Consider the following 23,084-nt stretch of genomic DNA (forward strand, 5'->3'; position numbering starts at 1 on the left):
AGCCTTTCAGCGGGTTTCTTCACATGGCCATGGCGCCGTCGATGGCCCCGAACAGACTGCGGTGGGAAAATCCCTCCACGATGGATGCACCGTTGGGACACACGGTCGCACAGTCGCCGCACCCCTGGCACATGGCCGGGTTGACCTCGACCCGTCCACCGGTGTCATCCAGAAAGCGGGCCCCGTAGGGACACGTATCGATGCAGCGCAGGCACAGGGTGCAGAGGCTGTGGCGCACGATGGCCGTTGTCCGTGCGGCCGGCAGGCGTTCGCTGGCAAGGATGGCCAGGGCGCGGCCGGCGGCCGCTTCGGCCGTGGCCACGGTCTCGGGAATCGACCGTGGCGAGAGGGCGATGCCACAGCCGAAAACCCCGGTTTTCAGCGCCTCCACCGGCCGCCACTTGGAATCGGCCTCCTGAAAAAATCCATCGCGGTCCCGTTCGACACCATAGGCCTGGGCCAGTGTTTCGGGCACATGGGGCAGTATGCCGGTGGCCAGCACCAGCAGATCGGCGGCAATTTCCACCGGGGCGTCCAGTATGGGGTCGTGGAGTCGCACCGACACCGGTGCATTCTCGTTGCCGGTAACGCTGACCTCCGGTTTGCGGTCCGGATGGTACTGAAAGAACACAACCCCTTGCTCCCGGGCCCGGGTGTACCAGGCTTCGGCCAGTCCGCAGGTCATCATGTCCCGGTAGAGGATGTAAACCTGGAGGTCGGGTTTCTGCTTCTTCAGCCACAAGGCCTGTTTCAGGGCGGTGGGGCAGCAGACGCGGCTGCAGTAGTTTCTGGGCTCCTCCCGGGAGCCCACGCATTGGATCATGGCCACGGCGGACAGGGGGCCCGCGTCCAGCCCGTTGTCATGGATACGGGTCTCCAGCTCCCGTTGGGTGACCACCGCCCGGCTGGTGCCGTAACCGTATTCATCGGTGGGGGCTTCGTCGCCGCCGGTGGCCAGGATCACGGCCCCGTGCTCCACGGTGGTCGCGGGGGCGTCGATTGTTTCGATGGTAGAGAAAAAGTGGCCGGCCTGACCGAAGGCCCCGACCACCCGGCTGTCGGTCATCACCTCGATCCGGGGCTGCTTTTCGATCTGACCGGTGGTGTCCGCCAGAAAGGGGGCAACGGGAGTTCCGTCAATGGTCTGATCGAGCCAGGCCAGATTGCCGCCCAGTTTTCCGGTGGCTTCCACCAGGGTGACGTCCACCCCATGGTCGGCCATGGCCAGTGCGGCGCTCATCCCGGCGATACCCCCACCCACGACCAGGGCCCGGTTGACGACAGCGATACCGGTTTCGCCCACCGGCGATGCATGCTTCAGGCGGGCGACAGCGGCCATGACGGTCGTGGCCGTGGCCGGTGATGCCGGGTCATGCCGGTCGTCCATGGCCACCGATTCAATCAGGGCCGGAGACAGGGAAAAGGATTCAGACAGCCGGCGGACGCGGTTCCCGTAGACCCACGTGCGGCAGGCAACGACCAGTACCCGGTTGACATCGGTCGTTACGGCCTGGGTCAATGCGTCCCCGCCGTCGGCCGTGCAGAGGCGGTCCAAAACCTCCACCCGGGCAACTGCAGGGTCCTGCTTCAGGCGTGCCGACAGGGTTTCAAGGGCTTTTTCCGTTTCCGGGCCGGGGGTGCAGCGGCAGAGCACCGCCAGGATGCGGGGCCGCTCACGGGATACATCCCGGAAGACCTCGGGTGTGGTCGGTTTTTCGGCCAGGCCCCCTCCCGCATGATGAATCGTCCGCGACGCGTTGACCGCGGCCGAAGAGGCCCGGACCACCGACTCGGCGATATCGGTGGGGCCCGTGAGGGTGCCGGCGGCATAGATTCCCGGCCGCCGGGTACGGGTGTCGGAGAAAGGGACCGTCTTGACGAAGCCGAATCCGTCGACCTCGATGTCCAGCAGGTCGGCCACGGCCGCCGTCTGGGGGTTGGCCCGCTGGCCGACGGAAAGCACGACCAGATCGAAGCGCTTGTCGTGGATCTCGCCCGCCGGGGCGGTCCAGCGGATGGCCACATCGTCGCTGCCGGGGGCCGGGGCGATGGAATGGACCCGGCCGCGTTCAAGGCGGACACCCGCCGGGGACAGGGTCTGCTGCCCGTAGCGCTCGAAGGATTTACCGAAGGTGCGCATGTCCATGTAGATGATCGTGGCCTCAAAATCATCGCCGGCCACCGTCCGGGCCACCGCCGCCTCCTTCAGGGCGAACATGCAGCAGATGGTGCTGCAGAAATCGGCGCCGGTCTGAAGATCTCGCGATCCCACACATTGGATCCAGGCGGCCCGCTTTACCGGTCGCTTGTCCGATGGCCGCAGCAGGCGTCCGCCGTCGGGGCCGGTGCCGCTGAGCATGCGTTCGAACTCCAGGCTGGTGACCACGTTGGGAACGATCCCGTATCCCATGGGGTTTTTCCCCTCGGACGGGTCAAAACAGGTGGTTCCGGTGGCCAGGACAATGGCCCCCACCGTCTGCCGGCGGTAGGCGCTTTCCTCGAAGGCCGCATACACGGCCGCGATTTTGGGGATCAGGTCGTCGGGCTCGAAGGGCTTGATCAGGTAGTCCATGGCCCCGATTTTCATGGCATCGACCGCGGTTTCCACGGTGGCGTAAGCGGTCATCATCAGCGTTTGAAGGGCCGGCCGGATGGCCCTTGCCTTTTCCAGCACCTCCACACCGTCCATGCCCGGCATCTTGATGTCCAGCAGCATGAGATGGTAGGACGCCTCCGCCAGTTTTGCCAGGGCATCGGGACCCGACGCCGCCATGTCGACGGTGTAGCCTTCTTCGTCCCCCAGCCAGGCATCCAGAGAGTTTCGGATGATGGACTCGTCGTCCACCACCAGGATGCGAAATGCCCGGCGCCCCATGGCCGACAGGCGGATGGCCCCGGTGGGACAGACGGGCTCGCAGGCCCCGCAGCCGGTGCAGGCCGCCGGGTCGATGGTGAAGGCATTGGGAATGTTGTGGGGGACCGGCAGATAGACCGCCTTGCGGCGGGTGAGCCCGGCGTTGAAGGCATCGGGGACCGACACCGGGCAGGCCTCGCTGCACAGGCCGCAGCCGATGCAGCGGTCGGGATCGATGGGACGGGGCCTCTGGTTCAGGGACACCTCAAACCGGCCCGGTTCACCCTCCACCGCACCCAGGCTGGTGCCCAGCAGGATCTCGATGTTTTCGTGAAAGAGCCCTTTTCTCAGGCAGGTCTGGACGCCGGCATCCCGGTCCACCATGGGCAGCATCCGGCACATGCCGCAGCGGTCGGTGGGGAACTGGTAGTCCAGCTGGCTGAGAATGCCGCCCATGTGCGGCGCCCGGTCGGCCAGGGTGACCCGGTACCCCATCTGGGCCAGGTCAATGGACGCCCGGATGCCGCTGATGCCGGCGCCTAAAACGAGAGCCTTGCCAATTTTTTTGTCCATCATTTTCTCCCGAACCTATTGCTGGAAACCACCAACCATCAACCATCCATCAGAAACCACCAACTAACCCAACCCCACCACATCCGTGTACTCATCCTCCTCAAAGCCGCTCATGGGCGGCTGCTGGGACAGATCCAGGCCGGCTGCGTAGCCGAAGGCGTCCTGTGTGTGGTGGGCCACAAAACTGAACAGGTCGGACAAGGGGATGTCGTTGGGACAGGCATTGGTGCACTGCCCGCATCCCACGCAGGCCGTGCTCATATGGGCCATTCGGGTCAGGTGGAAAAAAAGGGTGTCCGTGGGCATCTTGACGCCGCCCTTGCGCCGGGCCCACTGCAGGTATTGAAACGGCTCGTGGCGGAAGGTGTCGGTGGTAAAGACACAGGTGGTGCAATAGCAGACCGGGCAGGCCGCACGGCAGTTGTAGCAGTTGACGCAGTCGGCCAGGTACGTGCTCAACCCCTCGATGCTGCCGGTGGCCGCCGCCACCTCGGCAAACATCTGATCCCTGCTTTGCTTGCGTTGTTTCAAGGTACTGCTGATGACTGCCTTGCGTTGTGGCGGCGCCGCTTTGGCCGGCGGGAGGTCCAGGCCGGTGAGCACGGATTCTCCCGATGGCGTGCGGGACCGTACGGTCAGGCCGCCGGCCGGATCGGCGCCAAACAGTTCCACGACGATGTCTGCACCGTCGGGGATCGGATGGTTGCAGGCCCGGCAGGCGGCGGTGAAGGAGACGGCCGCATCGCCCGGCTCGCCGGAGAATGCCGCGGCGCAAAATGCCCCGGTGGCGGCATCGGCCGTGTCGTGCCGGTCTGCAAAGGCCCTGAAATCGCTGTTGGACAGGGCGCCCGGACAATCGACGCCGATGATGACCACGTCGTCCCGTTTTCCCTGATTGAGCTTGACCAGTTCATTGAAGGCACGGATTTCACAGGGCCGCAGGACGGCCGCCATCCGGCTGCCTGCCGGCAGTCGGGTCAGCTTGGCCAGCTGCTGGGCCCCGTTGACCGGAAAGGCCGGCGACAGCGGATCGGCTTCCGCCAGTCGTGCCGGATCCGATACCAGTGTGGGCATGATCCGGTTCTTCACTGCCAGGCGGGTGGGGACCAGCATGGCCTCGATTCCCGCTTTTTCCATGACCGTGGCCAGAAAGGATCGAATGCCTGAAAGCCAGTCTTGGTTGTCGATGTCAATGGTGATTGCCTGTGTCATATCTCTCTCCGGTTAGATTACCATCTTCAGGTCGGGCAGCATTGGTCCCAGCTCACGGGTCCGGGCCACCAGATCGCCCATGACATGGGCAAACTCGATGCCGTCGCTGGCGCCGATCCAGGTCAGCCGCAGACGCCGGCTGTCGATGCCGAAGCGGGGCAGAATTTCCTTGAGCAGCTTGACCCGGCGCCGGGCCTTGTAGTTGCCGTTGATATAGTGGCAGTCGCCGGGGTGGCACCCGCTGATCAACACCCCGTCCGCTCCCTCCAGAAACGCCTTGATGACGTACTGGGGGTCCACCATCCCCGTGCACATGACACGGATCAGCCGGACATTTTTGGGGTAGGAGAGCCGGGAGGTGCCGGCCAGGTCGGCGGCCGTGTAGGTGCACCAGTTGCAGACAAAGGCGATGATTGCGGGTTCGAAGTTATCCATAAGATCTCCATATAAGGACAGTGTTAAGTGTTACGTTTCAAGTGTTAAGTTAAGGATCGGGTCCTTTCTAAATCGACAGCATACCTTCACTTAAAACTTAACACCTACTGCTTGAAACGCTCTCAGCCCACGGCTGAGAGGGCATCCATGATCCCGTCCAACTCGGCGAAAATCTGCCTGCCCTGGAAATGCCGGACCTGGGCGGCGTTGGACGGACAGGCGGTGCTGCAGCTGCCGCATCCCTTGCACAGTGCGCCGTTGACCACGCTGACCTGGCGACGCGGGTCGAACTCGATGGCGCCGTAGGCGCACAGATCGATACAGGTCCGGCAGCCGGAGCAGACTTCCGGGTCGATCCAGCTGATGGCCGAGGGCACTTCCACCTCCCCCCGGGTGGCCAGGGAGAGGGACTTGGCCGCCGCCCCGGAGGCCTGGGCCACGGCGTCGGGAATGTCCTTGGGACCCTGGCAGGCGCCGGCCAGAAAAACGCCGTCCGTGGCCGTGTTCAGTGGGCCCAGCTTGGGATGCTCTTCCAGAAAGAACCCGTCGGCACCCGGATTGACCCCGAAGATCCGCCCCACGTCGGCGGTGTCGGCGCGGGCTTCCATTGCGCTGCACAGCACCACCATGTCCACGGGCACCCGCACCCGTTCGCCGAGCAGGGTGTCTTCGGCCACAGCTACCAGACGGCCGGCCTCCGCCTCGGATTCGGCCTGGTCCGTGATTTCTGCCACCTTGCCCCGGATAAACACCGTGCCCTCCTCCTGGCAGCGGCGGTAGAACTCCTCGTAGCCTTTGCCGAAACAGCGCTGGTCGATATAGAAATCGTAGACCTGTGCGTGGTGGCCCACCTTTTCCTTGATCAGGTGGCTGTATTTGAGGGCGTACATGCAGCAGACCCGGGAGCAGTAGGGGTGGTAATTGACGTCGCGGCTGCCCACGCAGTGAACCAGGGCCACGCTCTGGGGTGGGTCGGTGAAGCCACCGGCCGCGTCGCGCATGAGGATCTGCCCCCCGGTGGGGCCGGTGGCATTGCTCAGGCGTTCGAATTCCAGGCTGGTGAAGACGTTGGGATAACGGTCGTAGCCCAGGGGTTTCATGGGGGTGGGATCCAGCAGGTCGTATCCCGTCGCCAGGATAATGCTGCCCACCTGGATGGTTTCCCGGGTGGCCGTCATGGTGTGGTCGATGGCGTTGGCCTCGCACACCGACACGCAGGCCATGCACTCGCTGCAGACGCCGCAGTTCAGGCAGCGGGCGGCTTCCTGGCGGGCGGCCGCCTCGTCCATGCCGGTTTCCACTTCATCGAAGGTGGACGCCCGGGCCGCATCGGCGTGATGGGCGGGTTGCACCCGCGGCAGCGGTTCGATGTCATCGGGGATGGCGGCCCAATCGCCGCCCGGGGCGGGCTGGTCTTCTATCTGGCGGGCCCAATCGCCCAGATCCGCGCCCTGGAGAAACTGCACCATGGCGTCCGCCGCGCGGTGCCCGGCAGCCACCGCCTCGACCACCGTAGCCGGTCCAGCCACGGCGTCGCCGGCGGCGAACACGTGGTCGATGGATGTCTGCATGGTCAGGGGGTTCACGGCGATGGTATGGCGGGCGGTCAGGTCCGGGGCGGTTGCTTTTTGCACCCAGGCCACGTCGGTGCGCTGACCGATGGCCGGGATCACCGCATCGCAGTCGATGACGAACTCGGACCCCTCGACGGGGACCGGCCGGCGGCGGCCGGTGTCGTCCGGGGGACCCAGTCGGGTGCGCATGCATTCGAATCCCACCACCCGGCCATCGGCGGCCAGGATCCGTAACGGGGCCGAGAGAGTGGCGAATTCGATACCCTCGTCCCTGGCGCCCCGGATCTCTTCGGCATAGGCCGGCATTTCCTGCTCGGAGCGCCGGTAGACCACGGTGACCTTGACGGCCCCCAGCCGTTTGGCCGTGCGGGCCGCATCGATGGCCACGTTGCCGCCGCCGACCACGGCCACCTGCCTGCCCGGCCGTTGCCGCTCGCCCTGGTTGACCTCCCGCAGGAAGGCAATGGCGTCGATCACGCCGACCGGCGTGTCCTCGCCGGGAATGTTCATCGTCATGGCGCTGTGGGCGCCAACGGCCAGAAAAACGGCCCCGTAGCCCTGGTCCGTCAGGTCGGCCAGCTCGAAATCCCTGCCCAGGCGCATGCCGGTGCGGGCCTCGATGCCGTGGCGCAGCAGGTAATCGATTTCACGGTCCAGGATGTCCGGGGGCAGGCGGTAGTCGGGAATGCCCACCCGAAGCATGCCGCCGAGAACGGGCAGGGCCTCGAAAAGGGTGACCCGGAAGCCTTGCAGGCGAAGGTCGTAGGCCACGGTCAGCCCGGCGGGGCCGGAGCCGACCACGGCCACCCGTTCGGGCCGGTCCTCGATGGCCGGGATCGCCAGGTCCCCGGGGTCGACCTGGTCGGCGGCAAAGCGTTTAAGGTCGCGGATGGCCAGCGGCGCGTCCACCTCCCGGCGCCGGCACTGGGCTTCGCAGGGATGCGGGCACACCCGTCCCAGCACCCCGGGAAGGGGCAGCCGTTTCATGATCAGTTCCACGGCCTCCCGGTACTTGCCCTGGCCGATGAGCTGCACATAGCCCTGGACATTGACCCCGGCAGGGCAGGTGGTGGTGCAGGGGGCGCGGTCTTTTTTGTCGATGGTAAACGTGATGGGCACGGCCTGGGGAAACGCCCGGTAGATGGCTTTGCGGTCGACCAGGCCCTCGTCCCACTCGCTGGGCAGGGACACCGGGCATACCTTGGCGCACTCGCCGCAGCCGGTACAAATTCCTTCCTTGATGTAGCGCGGTTTGCGGGTCACGGTCACCTCGTAGTTGCCGATGTAGCCGGACACATCGGTGACCTCGCTGTAGGTCAACAGCTGGATATTGGCATTCTGGGCCACTTCCACCATTTTGGGGGTGCCGATGCAGGCCGCGCAGTCCAGGGTGGGAAAGGTTTTGTCGAACTGCAGCATGTGGCCGCCCACGGTGGTCTGGCGTTCCACCAGGTAGACCGTGTGACCGGCGTTGCCGATGTCCAGGGCCGCCTGCATACCGGCGATGCCGCCGCCGACCACCATGACGTCGGGGTGGACGCTGACGGACCGAGATTCCAGCATCTGGTGAAAGTTCACGCGGTTGACTGCCCCGGCGGCCAGCGTCTTGGCCTTGCGGGTGGCCTCGTCTTCATCTTTGGTGACCCAGGATACCTGTTCGCGCACCGAGGCCATCTGAAACAGGTAGGGGTTCAGGCCGGCCCGCTGGCAGGCGCCCTGGAAGGTTTTTTCGTGGAGCCGGGGCGAACAGGAGGCTACCACCACCCGGTTGAGGCCGAAGGTCCGGATGTCGTTTTCGATCATCTCCTGGCCGGGGTCGGAACACATGAACCTGTAATCGCGGGAGACGACGACGTTTTTCAGGCCGCGGGCGAAGTCGGCCACCTCGGTCACCCGGACCTTATGGGCGATGTTGATGCCGCAGTGACAGATGTAGAATCCGATCTTGATGGTCATTCGTATAGTCCCCCAATCCCCCAATCCGGATAAACCGGAGAAAACAAATTGCATGCACCCGATCTATAAATCACCAATTAAAAGTTCCAATTTCCCAATAAATTCCAAATTACAAAATCCAAATCTCAAACAAGGTACAAACCGACTCTTGTTTGCTGTTCGTTCTTCGTTTTCAGATATAAACACACCAATTTTCAGGATTCATCGCCCAAGCTCGTCGAACAGGTTGTGCACAGCCGGTTGACGACGGCCAGCAGTTCATCGGCCTCCGGTGGTTTCTGAAGATAGGCTTCGGGTTCCGGAATATGACGGCCGGCAGGCGACCGCTTGGCACCGGGGCAGCGGTAAAAGGTGCTGCTGTCCAGCGTGGAGAGCATCACCACCGGAATATGGCACAGGCGGCTGCTGGTCCGAAGGTTCTGGTAGAGGCGGATTCCCGCCTCACCGGGCAGCATGGCGTTGATGATGACCAGATCGGGGCAGGCATCCACCGCTTTTTTGAGCCCGTCGGCAAGCGTTGCCGCGCATATCGGGCAAAAGCCGTTGGCGGAAAGCAGGTTGGACAAAAAGATGCTCATGTCCGGTTCGTCTTCCACCACGAGGATTGTTTTTGCTGACCTGTCCGGTGCCACCACCGATACCTCCGTGCTGCTGAGATTCAAGAGGATCGCCCGTGAATGATTCCTGCGGCGGTCCATGGGTAAGGCGCACCGAAGGACGTTTCCATTTCGCGGCCCTGCCGGTCCCGGCCGCATGCAGTCAGGTCAAATCCTGACGATGGAATGGTTTATTAAAAAGCACAGAATGTGCCATTGGGTGGTAGTGTTTTCAATTGCTTGATTTTAATTGAAAATTGAGCTTTTTGAGGAGCGTAAGATGATCCCTTTCCGCCAATGTTGCATTTTTTGCAACAAAACCTGCATCAGTCAGGGCAGCCTTTCTTCAATCTAAAAAATCTTAACCATCAGGAAAGATATATGATTTTGATTATGTTGCAATATGTTGCGCAACGATTGTTGCATTACGGGCAGGGGGCATGGGCCGGAATTGGCCACCGGCGATCGCCGATGCACAGGTAAAACCCGTCCGCGCCTTCCTCCAGATAGGGGGCCATGGCCATCAGGGAGCGCTCGCCGAATCTGATGCGCTCATCGCCGCGGCGGAGGTAAAGCTGGTCGGCGTCCACGAACAGTCCGGCCGGATCCAGGTTCATGGTTTCGCCGGTGTTGAGAACCAGCTCGATCGGGTGCCGGGTGATCACCCGGCTGACAAAAAGCGGCGTGTCCACATAATTGAAGTAGACCTTTTCGCGGACATCACCGCGTGTCTGGGTGAGGTAGTAACCATCCTTGTCCCGCCGGATGGCGCGGTTAAAATGGTCGATGATGCGCTTGTGCGTGAAACGGCCGTGGCGGTTGCACCAGCGCCCCCGGTCGTCCATCCAGAAAACGGCGTTTTCTTTGGGGATGACCACTTCGGGCAGACGCGCCTCGGCTGTTGGCGGATCGCTGTTTTTCATTTTCCTGCCGGTTTATCGGAATTTGACATTGTCCCGTCAACCCTATCTCAATCCTTAAGCCTTTTCAAGGCGCTGCCGGCACGTGTCGTCGTTTATTCTGGCTACACTGGCGACGGTCGGTGATGAAAAAGGCTACACGTCCTCAACCTTTTGAATATTAATGAAAAAATGGCATTTCGGGCGGGGGGCGGCCGGTGGATAGTAGCCGGATTACGCATTCCGGGGATGCGCCCCATGGCCGGCCGTCATTCCAGTGGCGGCGGTTATGGTTCGATTGTCAATAATATCTATGGGTAAACCTCTCCGATCGGTGCAGGCGGCACCCTGGCAGGAACCTTGCTCCTACCTGTTGGCAGACATTTAACACAGGAGGGCATCGCCATGAACGCCACAAAAAAGAGAAAGCCGGTCTCCCCGAAGAAACGGGTGGTTTGCTTCGATATCCTCGAAGACCGCTGCATCTGGATGAAGGCCGGTGTCATCAACTATCGCATTTGCGACAATGCGTTTGACTGCGGCACATGCACGTTCAACAAGGCCATTCGCCAGGCCATGAAGATCGACCCCCTGGTCGACAGCCAGACGGTTGCCCCCAAATGGGTGGCCCACCTCGTCGAACGCTACGACGGTGCCAACCGGCCCTGCCGGCACGCATTGACCGGTCGGATCGACGCCCCCAAAATCTGCCCCCACAATTACGAATGCTATCATTGCGCCTTCGATCAGATGCTCGATGAGGCGGATCTGGCGGCCGACCGGGGCACGCCGGTGTGCAAAGAGGTGGCCGGATTCAAAGTTGCAGACGCGTATTACTACCACATGGGCCACAGCTGGGCCCGTTTCGAGCATGGGGGCCGTGTCCGGATCGGTCTGGACGATTTCGCGGCCTGTGTGTTCGGCGGCCTGAGCAGCATCGATCTGCCCCCCTTGGGTGCAGGGGTGCAGCAGGACCGGGTCGGGTGGGCGTTCGGCCGGGACGACCACCGGGCGGCGGTGCTGTCTCCGGTCACCGGCACCGTGCTGGCGGTGAACCATCCGGCCCGGGAGCACCCGCAAATCGTCAACCAGGATCCCTACGGCAGCGGGTGGCTGTTCATCGTGGAGCCGGAGGTCCCCAAGCGCAACCTGAAACGGTTGTACTTCGGCAAGGAGAGCCTCCAGTGGATGGACCAGGAGAATCGAAAGCTGCTCGGTCTGATGGGGCCGCCCTACGAGGGCCTGGCGGCCACCGGCGGATCGGTGGTCCGGGACATTTTCGGCACGATTGCCGATCTGTCCTGGGATGCCCTGGCCAGCCGGTTCCTGCATACCACGCGGAAAGGGTGAGGCCTGACCATCGCTCATTGTCCGGTTGGAATCAGGGTCCTGCGTTCGCGGTCTCATATCCCCGGCGTGCCCGGCGCAGTGCGGTCCGGCAGTGTCGACAGAAGTTGAGCGGCGTTTGATCGAGCCGGTCCACATCGCCGCAAAAATGCATGAGGCACCGTTCATCGTCGCAGTGCAGCAGGTTCAGCAGGTGCCCCGCTTCATGCAGGGCGATCTTTGCCACCCGTTCCAGGATCCGGTCGGCCGAGGGTGAAGAGCCGTCCATGTGGGCCTGCAGGCGAAAAAGCGAAACCAGGGCCACCCGTCCGTTCTGGCGGGCTTCCCCGAAAACGTGCGTGAACAGGGGGATGAACAGATCCACATCCAAAAGGGCGATGGCCCTGAAATAGTCCGCCAGGGGCATGGCCTCGATGGCTCCAATGAGGGTGGCCGCGTTGTACTGCAGGCGCGTTTCATCCAGGGCGGCAAAGGGGATGTCCACGGGAGGAAGGATGTCCGCCGGCAGGTCCAGATACCCGGACACATGGGCGGCGATCACCTTGGCCGCGGTGGTCGACGCCTCCTCGAACGGGATCACGGCCACAACCGGTCGGGGCCGGGGCGGGCGGGGGAGCGCCTTCATGGGTTACCGATTGTCGGGGCCACCGGGTTCCAACCGGTATCGCTTGATTTTTTTATGCAGGGTGACACGGTTGATTTCCAGGTCCTTGGCCGCCCGGGTGACATTCCATCCATGCTGGTCCAATATCCTGCAGATGTGACTTTTTTCCATCGCACGCAGGGACGGGCCCGGGGGGGCGGCCGCCCGGGGCGGCCGAAGAAATTCGAAATCCAATGCCCCCAGGATCCGTGATCTGGACAGCACCACCGCCCGTTCGATGGCGTTTTCCAATTCGCGGACATTGCCCGGCCAGCCATAGGCCTCGAGTAGCCTGTGCGCATCGGCCGAAATGCGGTCCACCCGTTTGGTGGTTTCGTGGCAGAATTTTTTCAAGAAGTGTTCCGCCAGCAGCCGGATGTCCTCCCGGCGCTCACGCAGGGGCGGGATGTCCATCTGGATGACATGGATGCGGTAGTAAAAATCCTCCCGGAAACGGCCTTTATCGATCTGTGCTTCCAGGTCCCGGCTGGTTGCCGTAACCAGCCTGAAATCGACCGGCACCGGCTGACGGCTGCCCACGCGGGTGATCTTCTTCTCTTCCAGCACCCGCAGCAGGTCCACCTGCATTTTCGGGCTGATCTCACCGACTTCATCCAGAAACAGCGTTCCCCCGCCGACCACCTCGAAAAATCCCTTGCGTTCATGGACGGCGCCGGTGTAGGCGCCTTTCTGGTGTCCGAAGAGTTCACTTTCCAGAAGGGTGTCCGGCATGGCCCCGCAGTTGATGGCAATAAAGGGAAGATTGGCGCGCGGGCTTTTGGCATGAATCGCCTTGGCGACCAGTTCCTTGCCCGTACCGGTCTCCCCCGCCAGAAGCACGGAAGCATCGCTGCCGGCCACCTCGGCGATCATTTCAAAAATTCGGGTCATGGCCGCCGACTGTCCGATGATATTGTCAAACCGCGTGATCTTCTCCAGGCGCCCCTTGAGGTAGTTGTATTCGGAGGTCCTTTTCTGCTGCTGGATCACCTTTTCCATCACCAGGGACAATTGATCCGGTTTGAAGGGCTTCAGCAGGTAGTCGGTGGCACCGATTTTCATGGCCTGGACGGCCGATTCGATGGATCCGTAGGCGGTGATGATAATGACCATGGTCTCCGGGTAGGTTTCCTTGACGGCCGCCAGCAGCTCGATGCCGTCCATGCCGGGCATTTTGATGTCCACGAAAAGCAGGTCGTAAGGAGTGTCTGCGAGTTTTTCCAGGGCCTCTTTTCCGGAGGCGGCCGTGGCCACTTTATGCCCGCTTTTTTGAAACCAGTGGAAAAAGGACTCCCTGATAATTCTTTCGTCGTCCACGATCATGATATGCATACGCCCCTCCGGGTTCAGGCATGCTCGGTTGTCGAGGCGGCCAGCGGCAACTGGATGATAAACGCCGTGCCTTTTCCGGCTTCACTGTGAACCTCGATCTCCCCTTGATGGTTTTTGACAACGCCGTATACGATGGACAGGCCCATGCCGGTCCCCTCCCCCATGGCTTTGGTGGTGAAAAAGGGATCGTAGATGTGGTCGAGGTGTTTTTGGGGGATCCCGTGGCCGGTATCCCGGATTTCAACCTGGGCGGTCCGGCTCCCGGCCATGGCGGTGGAAACGATCTCCAGCCGGCCGCCGGGCCCCATGGCCTCGATGGCGTTGAACACCAGATTGAGAAAGCATTGCTGCAGCCGGTTCGTGTCGCCATGAACGAAAAGCGGCTCCGGCGTCAGCGCCAGCCGGAAGTATAAATCCTGAAGCTCGATCCGGTGGCGGGTCAGGTCCACCACACTTGTGATGACCTCATTGAGATCGATGTCCCTGAAGGCCTGGCGCGTTTCCCGGGAAAAGGAGAGCAGACCGCTGATGATCTTGCCGCAGCGTTCCAGTTCGTCGGTCATGATTCCCGAGAATTCCCGCATTTCGGCAATCTCCGCGCCCGTCAAGTGGTCCGTGGCCAGCATTTCCTTCATGAGGTGGCCGAAGGTCAGCAGTCCCTGGATGGGGTTGTTGATTTCATGTACGCAGCTGGCCACCAGCTTGCCCAGCGAGATCAAACGGTCCTCCTGGATGAGCTTGTTCAGATCCGATTTCAGTTCCCGCTCCCGTTTTTCCCAGCGGGAGGAAATTTTGCGCTCGAGATCCATCCAGATTTCGATGACCCGAATCGTCTGGCCTTTTTCGTTTCGCACCGGATAGGTCACGATGTCATGGAACGCCGACGCTTTTTCCGCCGTGGCCATCGAATGAATCCCCTTGGCCGACCGGCCGGTCCGCAAGGTCTCCAGCATCGGGCAGACCATCCCGTTGCGCAAGGTGTCGCAGGGCGCATCCAGTCCGTGAATGAGCCGATAGCAGTGGGCGCCGATCACCTCATCGTGTGTTTTGCCGACGGTTTTCAAATAGGCGTCGTTGACCGCTTCGATGGTAAAATCGGTATTGATGACCACGATGCACTGCTGGTTCTGCTGAATCAGAAAGTCGCGGACCGCCTTTTCAAAGACGATCCGCTGTTCGGCAGATCTGAGTTTCTGGTCCACCGTAAACAGGTTTCTGAGCAGGCGGCCGATATTGTGCTCGACAATACCGACACGGGGAGGGCGCAGCTGAACGAGTTCAACAAGGACGTCCCGGTTGTTGGTCAGCTCGATGATGCCGTCCAGTTCCTCGAGCTTGAAGAGATCCTTGAAATCGGTTGTGGTGTAAATCCCCAGCTTCCGGGCCATGCGGAACCCTTCGGCCCGGGGGTCGATGTCGCAGACGCCGATGATTTCGATCTGCAGGTAGGGCAGGTCCCCCAGTCCGACCAGTTCGAGAAAAAATCGGCAGGCCCGCCCCCCGCCGACGATAGCCAGTTTAAGTGGAATTCTCCCGGTAGGCAGTGGGTTCATCGTCATCGTCCCCGGGCCAACGGAAAAGGGTCGCGTGGTTCCGAATCAGAAGGGCAGCCGGGCGGTTCGATTCCGTTGAGAAACGGCGGCGGGTCGTCAATCGTTCAGGGTTTCAGGAAGCGATGCGGCCGCCCGGGTCAGGGTGCAGGCGCACACCCTTTTCGATGCAGAAAGATAACCCTGCTCAGAATTTGTTGGCATATGCCAAATTTATTTCGCCTGCGGAAAAATGTCAAGTAAACGCCGCCTGCCGGCACCGTACTTCAGCCTTTCGGCGGCCTCCAACGACATTTTATGACGGTTTTTTTTTGTTCGCGGGATCTGTTATAGTCGCGCCATGTCAACTGCCAACAACGAGGGATGCATGATGGATGCTGAAAAGCGAGCGGCCCGGGGATTCTATACTCTTCTGCGCGAACTTTACGCGGATCGTCTGCCTTTCAACCGGGTGCTGGGCATTTCCGTCACCTCCGTGGATGCAGACGGCGCAACCATGGCGTTTTCCATGCGCGAGGATCTCATCGGCAACGTGTTCCACCGCATCCTGCACGGCGGGGTCATTTCCGCCGTACTGGATGCCGTCGGCGGCCTTACGGCATCGGCCAGCCTCGTCGAGCGGGCCGCCGGCCTGCCGGAAGAAAAAGTCCGGCAGATGTTTGCCCGGGTCGGGACCATCGATCTGCGGGTGGATTACCTGCGGCCCGGCAGGGGGGACGGGTTTACGGCCGGCGGGCGGATCATGCGGTCCGGCCGCAAGGTGGCCGTGGTGCGCATGGAAATGCACAACACGGCGGATCTTCTGGTGGCCGTGGGCACCGGCACGTACATGGTGGGTTAAATTAACGTTTATCTTTCAAAACCCCCACCGGTTGTTGTCCGAGGCCCGGTTTGAACATATATATTGAGATTCGGACCGTTTTATGCTAGTGACGATCACACGGTGAAAATGGATAGTTGCTCGAAGTAAAGGTCAACCCCCGGCCGGTAGAAACGAACATGAAACAATATGTGATCGACGAAATCCGCCCCCAGGATTACGAGAAAATCAAGGGTTACCTGGATGAATCCTTCGGCGAATCCGACCTGGGGGGCCTGTACTGGGTCCCCGTGGACGAGGCCGTGCTGTCCGACGTACAGAAGGCCCATACGGATTGTGCGCCTTTTTTCATGGCCCTGGAACTGGGGCCGGACCGCCTGGCCGGTGAACTGCTGGTCCGGACCCGCAGCCGGGTGCGCTGCGACTGCATCCACTATGCCGACCAGCGTCAACGGGACTGGCTCGTGCGGACCGTGGATGCTATTTTTGAGAAACTGGAAATCATCACCTGACCGTATGGGACGCGGCCGGCAATGCTGAAAACAATTGTACATGCCCTGCACACGGTAATCATCGTCCTGTGGACGCTTCTGGCGACAGCGGCTGTCGGGACCGTGGTCATTATTTACTCTTTTTTCAGCCGGACGGGCAACGGTCCCCATCTGCTCGCCCGGTTCTGGGCCAATTCCATCCTGTGGGTGAGCCGGGTCAGGGTCACCGTTACCGGTGCCGAAAAACTCGATCCCGGCCGGTCCTACATCTATATGCCCAACCACCAGAGCAATGCCGACATCCCTCTGCTCCTGGGGCGGCTGCCGGTTCAGTTCCGCTGGTTGGCCAAGGCCGAATTGTTCAAGATCCCCCTTTTCGGCCGGGCCATGCGGGGGGTGGGGTATATCAGCATCGATCGGTCCAATCGCAAATCGGCGTTCGCCAGCCTGAAGCAGGCGGCCCGCACCATCCGCAACGGTACCAGTGTGCTGATTTTTCCCGAAGGCACCCGCAGCCGGGACGGCCGGATCCTGCCGTTTAAGAAGGGCGGATTCGTTCTCTCGGTCGATTCGGGGGTCCCCATCGTGCCCATCGTCATCAAGGGCACCCGCAATATCGTTCCCAAAGGCCGAAAGATGATCCGATCGGCCCCGGTGACCATGGAGATCCTGGACCCGGTGGAGACGTCCGGATATACCCGCAAGACCAAGGATGAACTGCTGGACCGGATCTGCACCATTCTTACGGAAAACTTCGAAAACGGCGGTCGGGGGTCTTGAAACGATGCTGAAACTCATCCCGCTGGGCGGCCTGGGCGAAATCGGCCTGAACATGATGGTGGTGGAGTACGGCGATACGATTTTTATCATCGATGCCGGCATCATGTTCCCGGAAGCCTATATGCTGGGCGTGGATTACGTCATTCCGGACATGGATTATCTCCGCCAGAACCGCACACGGGTTTCCGGGGTCATTCTCACCCATGCCCATGAGGACCACATCGGGGCGCTTCCGTTCCTGCTCCGGGAGATCAACGTGCCGGTTTTCGGTACCCCCTTTACCCTGGGCATCGTGCGCCACAAACTGGAAGAGCACGACCTGCTCGCTACGGCCTCGCTTCACGAGGTGCTGCCCAGGGAGCGGCTGAAAATCGGGCCCTTCGAGGTGGAGTTCATCCGCGTCAACCACAGCGTCGTGGACGGGGTGGGACTGGCCATCCGCACCCCTGTCGGCCTGGTGGTCCACACCGGCGACTTCAAGATGAGTCAAACCGTGGTGGAAGGCATGCTCACCGATGTCAACCGCTTCGCCCAGTGCGGGGAAGAGGGGGTGCTGGCCTTGTTGTCCGATTCCACCAACGTGGAGAAGGACGGCCACACCATTTCCGCGCAGGAGATTGGCGCCGAACTGGCCAGAATCATGGAAGCCGCCACCGGCAGGATCATCGTGGCCCTTTTTGCTTCCAACATCGCGCGTATCCAGCAGGTCGTCAACATCGCCCAGACACGCCACCGGAAAGTCGTCTTCAACGGCCGCAGCATCGAGGTCAGCGTGGCCATCGCCCGCAAGCTGGGATACCTGAATGTTCCCGAGGGGATGGAGATCGATATCGACGAGGTGAATACCTTCCCCGACGATGAGGTCATCATGATCACCACGGGCAGCCAGGGCGAACCCATGTCCGCTTTGGCGCGCATGGCCGCGGGCACCCACAAGCAGATCAAGATCCACCAGGAGGACAAGGTCATCCTTTCCTCCAAATTCATCCCGGGCAATGAGAAGGCCATCGCCAACATCATCAACAATCTCTACCGCCGGGGCGCCGATGTCGTTTATGAAAAGATATCCAATATCCACGTGTCCGGGCACGCCTTCCGGGAAGAGCTCAAAATGATGCTCAACCTGGTCAAACCGAGATTTTTCATGCCCGTTCACGGAGAATACCGCCATCTGGTGCTGCACACCCGGCTGGCCCGGCAGGTGGGCATACCCGACGACCACCTGATCCTGGCCCAGAACGGCCAGATTATCGAGCTGGAAGAGAACCGCTTCCGGATTCGCGACGGCATCAGCGCCGGCCGGGTGCTTATCGACGGCAAGGGCATCGGTGATGTGGGACGCAGTGTGCTCAAGGAACGTCGCGTGCTTTCAGAGGAGGGCCTGGTGGTGGTGAACATGGCCTTCGACGAAGAGACCGGCATCGTGGTATACGGCCCGGATATCGTTTCCCGGGGGTTTGTCTTCGAGACGGAAACGGGCTACCTGCTCCAGGACGCCCAGTGCGTGGTCCTGGAGATTGTGGAGGACGTCACCCCGGATGTGCCCAACCGGGTGGATCGCATCCGCAGCCGCATCCAGACGGCCCTGAGGCAGTACTTTTTCTTCACCATCGGGCGGCGGCCGGTTATTCTTCCCTTTCTGGTGGAGATCTGAGAATGAAAAAAGAAATAACCGGCATTCTTTTTTTCTTCATGGTGGTCTTCAGCCTGATCAGCCTGCTGTCATTCGATCCGGGCGATCCATGCCTGTTTTTCAACACCGGCGGGGCCGGCAGGGTCCATAATCTGTTCGGCGTCTTCGGCGCCAACTTTGCCGGCATAATGGTGGGCCTGTTCGGCATCGGCGCCTTCTGGGTCCCCTTTCTGTGCCTGCTGGGCAGTATCCTCTTCTTCGGCAAAAATCCGGGGCAGGCGATGCTTCCGCTGGCTGCCGGCGGCATCCTGCTGATCATCACCACGGGCAGCCTGCTGGCTTTCAGGCAGGATCACTATCTGCTTTTCGGCAGCCGGTTCTCCGCGGGCGGCATCGTCGGCATTCCCCTTAAATCATTTGCCGTGCGTTATTCCAACCCGGCCGGCGGCTCCATCATCCTGATGCTGGTCTGGCTGATCGGTTTTATCATGGCGACCGGCTTTTCCGTCGTGGCCTTTTACCGTCGCTGCAAAACCGCGAATTCAGCCCTGTTGGACCGCATGGCCACCGCCCTGATCAAGTGGAAGGAACGCCGTCAGAAAAGTGTCAAGCGGCGCCGGACCCTCAAGGCAGAGAAGACTAAGAAAAAAGAGAAGATCAGGATCAAGACGCCGGTTTCCAACCCGGTGCCGGTCAAACCGGTTCCCAAGCAGGCCGTCTTCGAATTTATGAAAGGCGATGCGCAATTCTCCCTGCCCTCGGTCAATTTTCTCGACGACCCCAAGGAACGGCCCCAGTCCACCAGTAAAGAGAACCTGCGGATGCAGTCCCGGCTGCTGGAAAAAAAGCTGGAGGATTTCGGTGTTCACGGCAAGGTGGTGGCCGTTACCCCGGGGCCGGTGATCACCACTTTCGAGTACGAACCGGCGCCCGGCGTCAAGATCAACCGCATCGTCAACCTGACCGACGACCTGGCCCTGGCCCTGAGGGCCATCAGCATCCGTATCGTGGCACCCATCCCGGGCAAGGCCGTCATCGGTGTGGAGATCCCCAACACCGACCGGGAAACGGTCCGCTTCAAGGAGATGATCCTGTCGCCTTCTTTCGAGCAGACCAAGAGCACCCTGACCCTGTGCCTGGGCAAGGACATCGTGGGCAACCCGGTTTCCGCCGGACTTGAGAAAATGCCCCATCTGCTCATTGCCGGCGCCACCGGGGCAGGCAAGAGCGTGGCCCTGAACACCATGATCTGCAGCCTGCTCTACAAGCTGACCCCGGACCGGGTGAAGCTCATCATGGTTGACCCCAAGCGCATCGAGCTGTCCATGTACGACGGCATCCCCCACCTGATCACCCCGGTGGTCACCGATGTCAAGAAAGCCACCAATGCCCTGTTCTGGGCCGTGCGCGAGATGGAGCACCGCTACGAACTGCTCTCGCAGATGAAGACCCGCAATATCGACCAGTACAACCGCAAGATAGAGAAAGCGCCCGCCCCCGAGCCTGCCGAAGGCGAGACGGCCCCCGGCGAACCGCCGTCAACGCTGCCATACATCGTCATCATCATCGACGAACTGGCCGATCTCATGATGGTGGCCTCCCGGGACGTGGAGGTGGCGCTGACCCGCCTGGCCCAGATGGCCCGGGCGGCCGGCATCCACCTGATCCTGGCCACCCAGCGCCCCTCGGTAGACGTGCTGACCGGCATCATCAAGGCCAATTTTCCCACGCGCCTGACTTTCCAGGTTTCCTCCAAGACCGATTCGCGCACCATCATCGACACCAACGGGGCCGAGAGCCTGCTGGGCAACGGGGATATGCTTTTCCTGCCCCCGGGAACGGCCCGGCTTCAGCGCATCCACGGGGCCTATATTTCCGAGGCGGAGCTGACCCGTGTTACTGAATTCTTAAAGCAGCAGCAGCCGCCCGACTACGACAAGACGGTCGTTCAGGCCCCGGCCAAGGAAGCCGGTGCCGGGGGCGAGAAGGAGTACGACGAACGCTACGACGATGCCGTCGCCCTGGTGAGCCAGGCCGGCCAGGCCTCCATTTCCATGGTCCAGCGGCACCTGCGCATCGGATACAACCGGGCGGCCCGAATTATCGAGATGATGGAGCAGGAGGGTGTTGTCGGCCCCCAGGACGGGGTCAAACCGCGGCAGGTGTTGGTTAAAAATTACGACGACATCTCATAGGGATCGCTTTAAAACGGCATCTTTCGGCCCAGGCCGGCGTTCTCGCTCAGTCGATATCCTCAACGTAGCGCAGCGACGCCTCCGGTTTCGACTTCACTGCGGCTTTGGCCTGAATCAAAATCTACCATTTATGACGGATTCGTAAAAAAGCCGATATCTGCGTTACGCTTCATCCCTCGTCACTGCGGCGTACCGTAAGTACGCCTCATTCCTTAAGGATTCGCAAGCCTTGATCTCGGCTTTTTTACGAACCCGTCGGGAAAACGACTTTTTACGAGGGCATCCTTTATGATAGAAGGCGGTTTTGATTGAGGAATTGAGGAATTGATGGATGCGTAGGAGCGGCTTCCAGCCGCGATATGAACGAGTAGATTGTCCCAATCAATCCCGTGAACAGTTACAACAAACCAACAAACCAATCAAACGAACGAACCAGATGAAAATCGACCAGACACTGATTGACGGCGTAAAGGGATTCATGGACCCGGAGGAGGGCAGGGGGCTTTACGACATCGCCCTGGAGGCCTCGCGGCTGGGGCCCTGCCTGGAGATCGGCAGCTACTGCGGCAAGTCCGCGGTTTATCTGGGCAGCGCCTGCCGGGAAAACGGGGCCGTCCTGTTTTCCATCGACCACCACCGGGGATCCGAGGAGCAGCAGCCGGGAGAGGAGTACTTCGACCCCGCCCTGTTCGATTTCAACACCTTTGCCATGAACACCCTGCCACTGTTTCGCGAGACCCTTGCCCTGGCTGGCCTGGAGGAGAGCGTGGTGCCCATCGTCTCCCGTTCGGACGTCGTCGCCCGCAGCTGGGAAACCAAGCTGTCGCTGGTGTTCATCGACGGCGGGCACGCCTTCGAGACCGCCCGCACCGATTACGACTGCTGGGCCGGCCACATCCTGCCCGGCGGCTATCTGCTGATCCACGACATCTTCGAGAAACCCGAGGATGGGGGACAGGCGCCCTGGGACGTATACAAAATCGCCGTGGCCTCGGGCCGGTTCGAAGAGCTGCCCCGCATCAAAACGCTGGGGGTGTTGAAGAGAAAAGCAGATGTTTAGGCTGACGGCTGCAGGTGTTTAGAATATAAAGACAGTTATCTTGGGTACCGGGCCGGGAACCTCCGGTCCAGAGTTCATGGTTCTGACCGTTATCATCCGAGCTTAAGCATCCGGTATCCTATCTTCCCTCACATCCCTGATTCGCTCAATTTCAGGCTGCCAAATGGGGTCATAACTTTCTGTAAGTTTGTTAAATTTTGAACAGGTTGGAGATCGCCCCAGTTTTATGCCTGAAGCACGGTTGTATGATATTGTTTGACCGGATAAAGATGAAAAGCGTGAATTTTTTTTCAAACTAATCCACGCTTTTTTAACAGTAATCCCATTTAAGGAGTGGAATTAAACAACTACTTTGCTTTTAGTTTGTAATAACAGCACGGACTTTCACCTTTAAATGGATACTCATGATCGTTTGGGTCGTAAACCAGCGAAATATTTTTTTCGTTGCAACCATCATATTTGACAACATCCGAAGTTATTGTGACGTCACGCTCACAAGTTTGGTTCCAAGCCGGGTTCTTGATTTTTACCACTATCTTTTCTCCACGACCTTCAAATATTGATTCGATCACCCCACTACCGTTCCCACGCCATTCTACCAGCCATCCGCCGGGTCTAAGCAGCATTTCCTTGATTTTTTCTGACCCTGCGGTCTCACCTGAAAAAACATTTGTCACCAGACAAAAAAAAATGCACAGCGCTGTTAAGATAGCTTTCTGTTTCATAGCCACCTCCATTTGATGTTTTGTAGTTGGAAGATAGGTCAAGTGAAGGCTTTTGACCTCATTATAAAACATTAAATGAAAACTATTACCGCTTCAGCAGAGGAGGAGGAGCGTAAAGGTTCAGCGTAAGGAAAGAACTTCAGAAAAGACCTGATTTTGCAATAGATTAAATTTTACTTGGCACTAAGAGCGTTATCGAAGGTAGGAATGAATAATATTACAATCCTCGGTAAATTGATGTCAATATAATACACAGCCAAATGGTTTAAATGTGCCGCAACGTATTGTATTAATTAGTTGCATTAGCTGTGGTTCTGATTGGACGTCCATTTGGTGATACATTGAGATAAGACCAGTTCGTTACATTTTCAGATCGCATTGTTTTCTGACATCAGCCCCGGCATCCTGG

At 60.3% G+C, this 23,084-nt stretch carries 17 protein-coding genes; 7 read left to right on the forward strand and 10 right to left on the reverse strand.

Annotated features, from left to right (window positions below; translation table 11 throughout):
- Positions 1 to 19 precede the first annotated feature (19 nt).
- From DSCA_RS26785 to DSCA_RS26810, 6 genes are all read right to left on the reverse strand, one after another.
- Positions 20 to 3,430 (reverse strand): response regulator, encoded by a 3,411-nt coding sequence (locus DSCA_RS26785; protein WP_155319357.1) that lies wholly within the window; start codon positions 3,428 to 3,430, stop codon positions 20 to 22.
- Between the two features lie 60 nt (positions 3,431 to 3,490).
- Positions 3,491 to 4,639 carry a Coenzyme F420 hydrogenase/dehydrogenase, beta subunit C-terminal domain gene (locus tag DSCA_RS26790; protein ID WP_155319358.1) on the reverse strand — a complete coding sequence of 383 codons (1,149 nt, stop codon included), beginning with the start codon at positions 4,637 to 4,639 and terminating at the stop codon, positions 3,491 to 3,493.
- A gap of 12 nt (positions 4,640 to 4,651) precedes the next feature.
- Positions 4,652 to 5,074: a hydrogenase iron-sulfur subunit gene (locus DSCA_RS26795; protein ID WP_155319359.1), complete on the reverse strand. Its 423-nt coding sequence runs from the start codon at positions 5,072 to 5,074 to the stop codon at positions 4,652 to 4,654.
- Between the two features lie 122 nt (positions 5,075 to 5,196).
- Positions 5,197 to 8,604, reverse strand: coding sequence for an FAD-dependent oxidoreductase (locus DSCA_RS26800; RefSeq protein WP_155319360.1), 3,408 nt, complete (start codon positions 8,602 to 8,604; stop codon positions 5,197 to 5,199).
- 194 nt (positions 8,605 to 8,798) lie between these two features.
- Entirely contained in the window at positions 8,799 to 9,266 is a 468-nt protein-coding gene (locus DSCA_RS26805; RefSeq protein WP_167527969.1) for a response regulator transcription factor, read from the reverse strand.
- Between the two features lie 359 nt (positions 9,267 to 9,625).
- Positions 9,626 to 10,123 (reverse strand): MFS transporter permease, encoded by a 498-nt coding sequence (locus tag DSCA_RS26810; RefSeq protein WP_155319362.1) that lies wholly within the window; start codon positions 10,121 to 10,123, stop codon positions 9,626 to 9,628.
- Between the two features lie 381 nt (positions 10,124 to 10,504).
- Between DSCA_RS26810 and DSCA_RS26815 the strand changes: the two genes are divergently transcribed.
- Positions 10,505 to 11,449 (forward strand): glycine cleavage system protein H, encoded by a 945-nt coding sequence (locus DSCA_RS26815; protein ID WP_155319363.1) that lies wholly within the window; start codon positions 10,505 to 10,507, stop codon positions 11,447 to 11,449.
- A 31-nt stretch (positions 11,450 to 11,480) separates the two neighbouring features.
- Here the strand turns inward: DSCA_RS26815 and DSCA_RS26820 are convergent, their stop codons facing one another.
- The 3 genes from DSCA_RS26820 to DSCA_RS26830 are packed head-to-tail and all read right to left on the reverse strand — an operon-like array spanning position 11,481 to position 14,974.
- Positions 11,481 to 12,026: a zinc metallopeptidase gene (locus DSCA_RS26820; protein WP_167527970.1), complete on the reverse strand. Its 546-nt coding sequence runs from the start codon at positions 12,024 to 12,026 to the stop codon at positions 11,481 to 11,483.
- 48 nt (positions 12,027 to 12,074) lie between these two features.
- Complete coding sequence (locus tag DSCA_RS26825; protein ID WP_155319365.1) at positions 12,075 to 13,421, reverse strand: sigma-54-dependent transcriptional regulator; 1,347 nt, start codon at positions 13,419 to 13,421, stop codon at positions 12,075 to 12,077.
- A gap of 14 nt (positions 13,422 to 13,435) precedes the next feature.
- Complete coding sequence (locus DSCA_RS26830; protein ID WP_231716295.1) at positions 13,436 to 14,974, reverse strand: ATP-binding protein; 1,539 nt, start codon at positions 14,972 to 14,974, stop codon at positions 13,436 to 13,438.
- Between the two features lie 364 nt (positions 14,975 to 15,338).
- Here DSCA_RS26830 and DSCA_RS26835 point away from each other — a divergent pair, with 364 nt between their 5' ends.
- The 6 genes from DSCA_RS26835 (at position 15,339) to DSCA_RS26860 (ending at position 21,950) form a co-directional block, all read left to right on the forward strand.
- Positions 15,339 to 15,812: a thioesterase family protein gene (locus tag DSCA_RS26835; RefSeq protein ID WP_197904675.1), complete on the forward strand. Its 474-nt coding sequence runs from the start codon at positions 15,339 to 15,341 to the stop codon at positions 15,810 to 15,812.
- A 116-nt stretch (positions 15,813 to 15,928) separates the two neighbouring features.
- Positions 15,929 to 16,303: a hypothetical protein gene (locus tag DSCA_RS26840; RefSeq protein ID WP_231716296.1), complete on the forward strand. Its 375-nt coding sequence runs from the start codon at positions 15,929 to 15,931 to the stop codon at positions 16,301 to 16,303.
- Between the two features lie 21 nt (positions 16,304 to 16,324).
- Positions 16,325 to 17,062: a lysophospholipid acyltransferase family protein gene (locus DSCA_RS26845; protein ID WP_155319367.1), complete on the forward strand. Its 738-nt coding sequence runs from the start codon at positions 16,325 to 16,327 to the stop codon at positions 17,060 to 17,062.
- Positions 17,063 to 17,066: 4 nt separating this feature from the next.
- On the forward strand, positions 17,067 to 18,716 hold the full coding sequence (locus DSCA_RS26850; RefSeq protein WP_155319368.1) for a ribonuclease J: 1,650 nt from the start codon (positions 17,067 to 17,069) through the stop codon (positions 18,714 to 18,716).
- 2 nt (positions 18,717 to 18,718) lie between these two features.
- Positions 18,719 to 20,890: a DNA translocase FtsK gene (locus tag DSCA_RS26855; RefSeq protein ID WP_155319369.1), complete on the forward strand. Its 2,172-nt coding sequence runs from the start codon at positions 18,719 to 18,721 to the stop codon at positions 20,888 to 20,890.
- Positions 20,891 to 21,326: 436 nt separating this feature from the next.
- On the forward strand, positions 21,327 to 21,950 hold the full coding sequence (locus DSCA_RS26860; RefSeq protein WP_155319370.1) for a class I SAM-dependent methyltransferase: 624 nt from the start codon (positions 21,327 to 21,329) through the stop codon (positions 21,948 to 21,950).
- Between the two features lie 347 nt (positions 21,951 to 22,297).
- On the opposite strand, the gene DSCA_RS26865 is transcribed toward DSCA_RS26860, so the two are convergent.
- Positions 22,298 to 22,675, reverse strand: a complete 378-nt coding sequence (locus DSCA_RS26865) for a hypothetical protein (RefSeq protein WP_155319371.1) — start codon at positions 22,673 to 22,675, stop codon at positions 22,298 to 22,300.
- Positions 22,676 to 23,084: the final 409 nt, after the last annotated feature.

This window comes from Desulfosarcina alkanivorans (assembly GCF_009688945.1).
GTDB classification, from domain to species: domain Bacteria; phylum Desulfobacterota; class Desulfobacteria; order Desulfobacterales; family Desulfosarcinaceae; genus Desulfosarcina; species Desulfosarcina alkanivorans.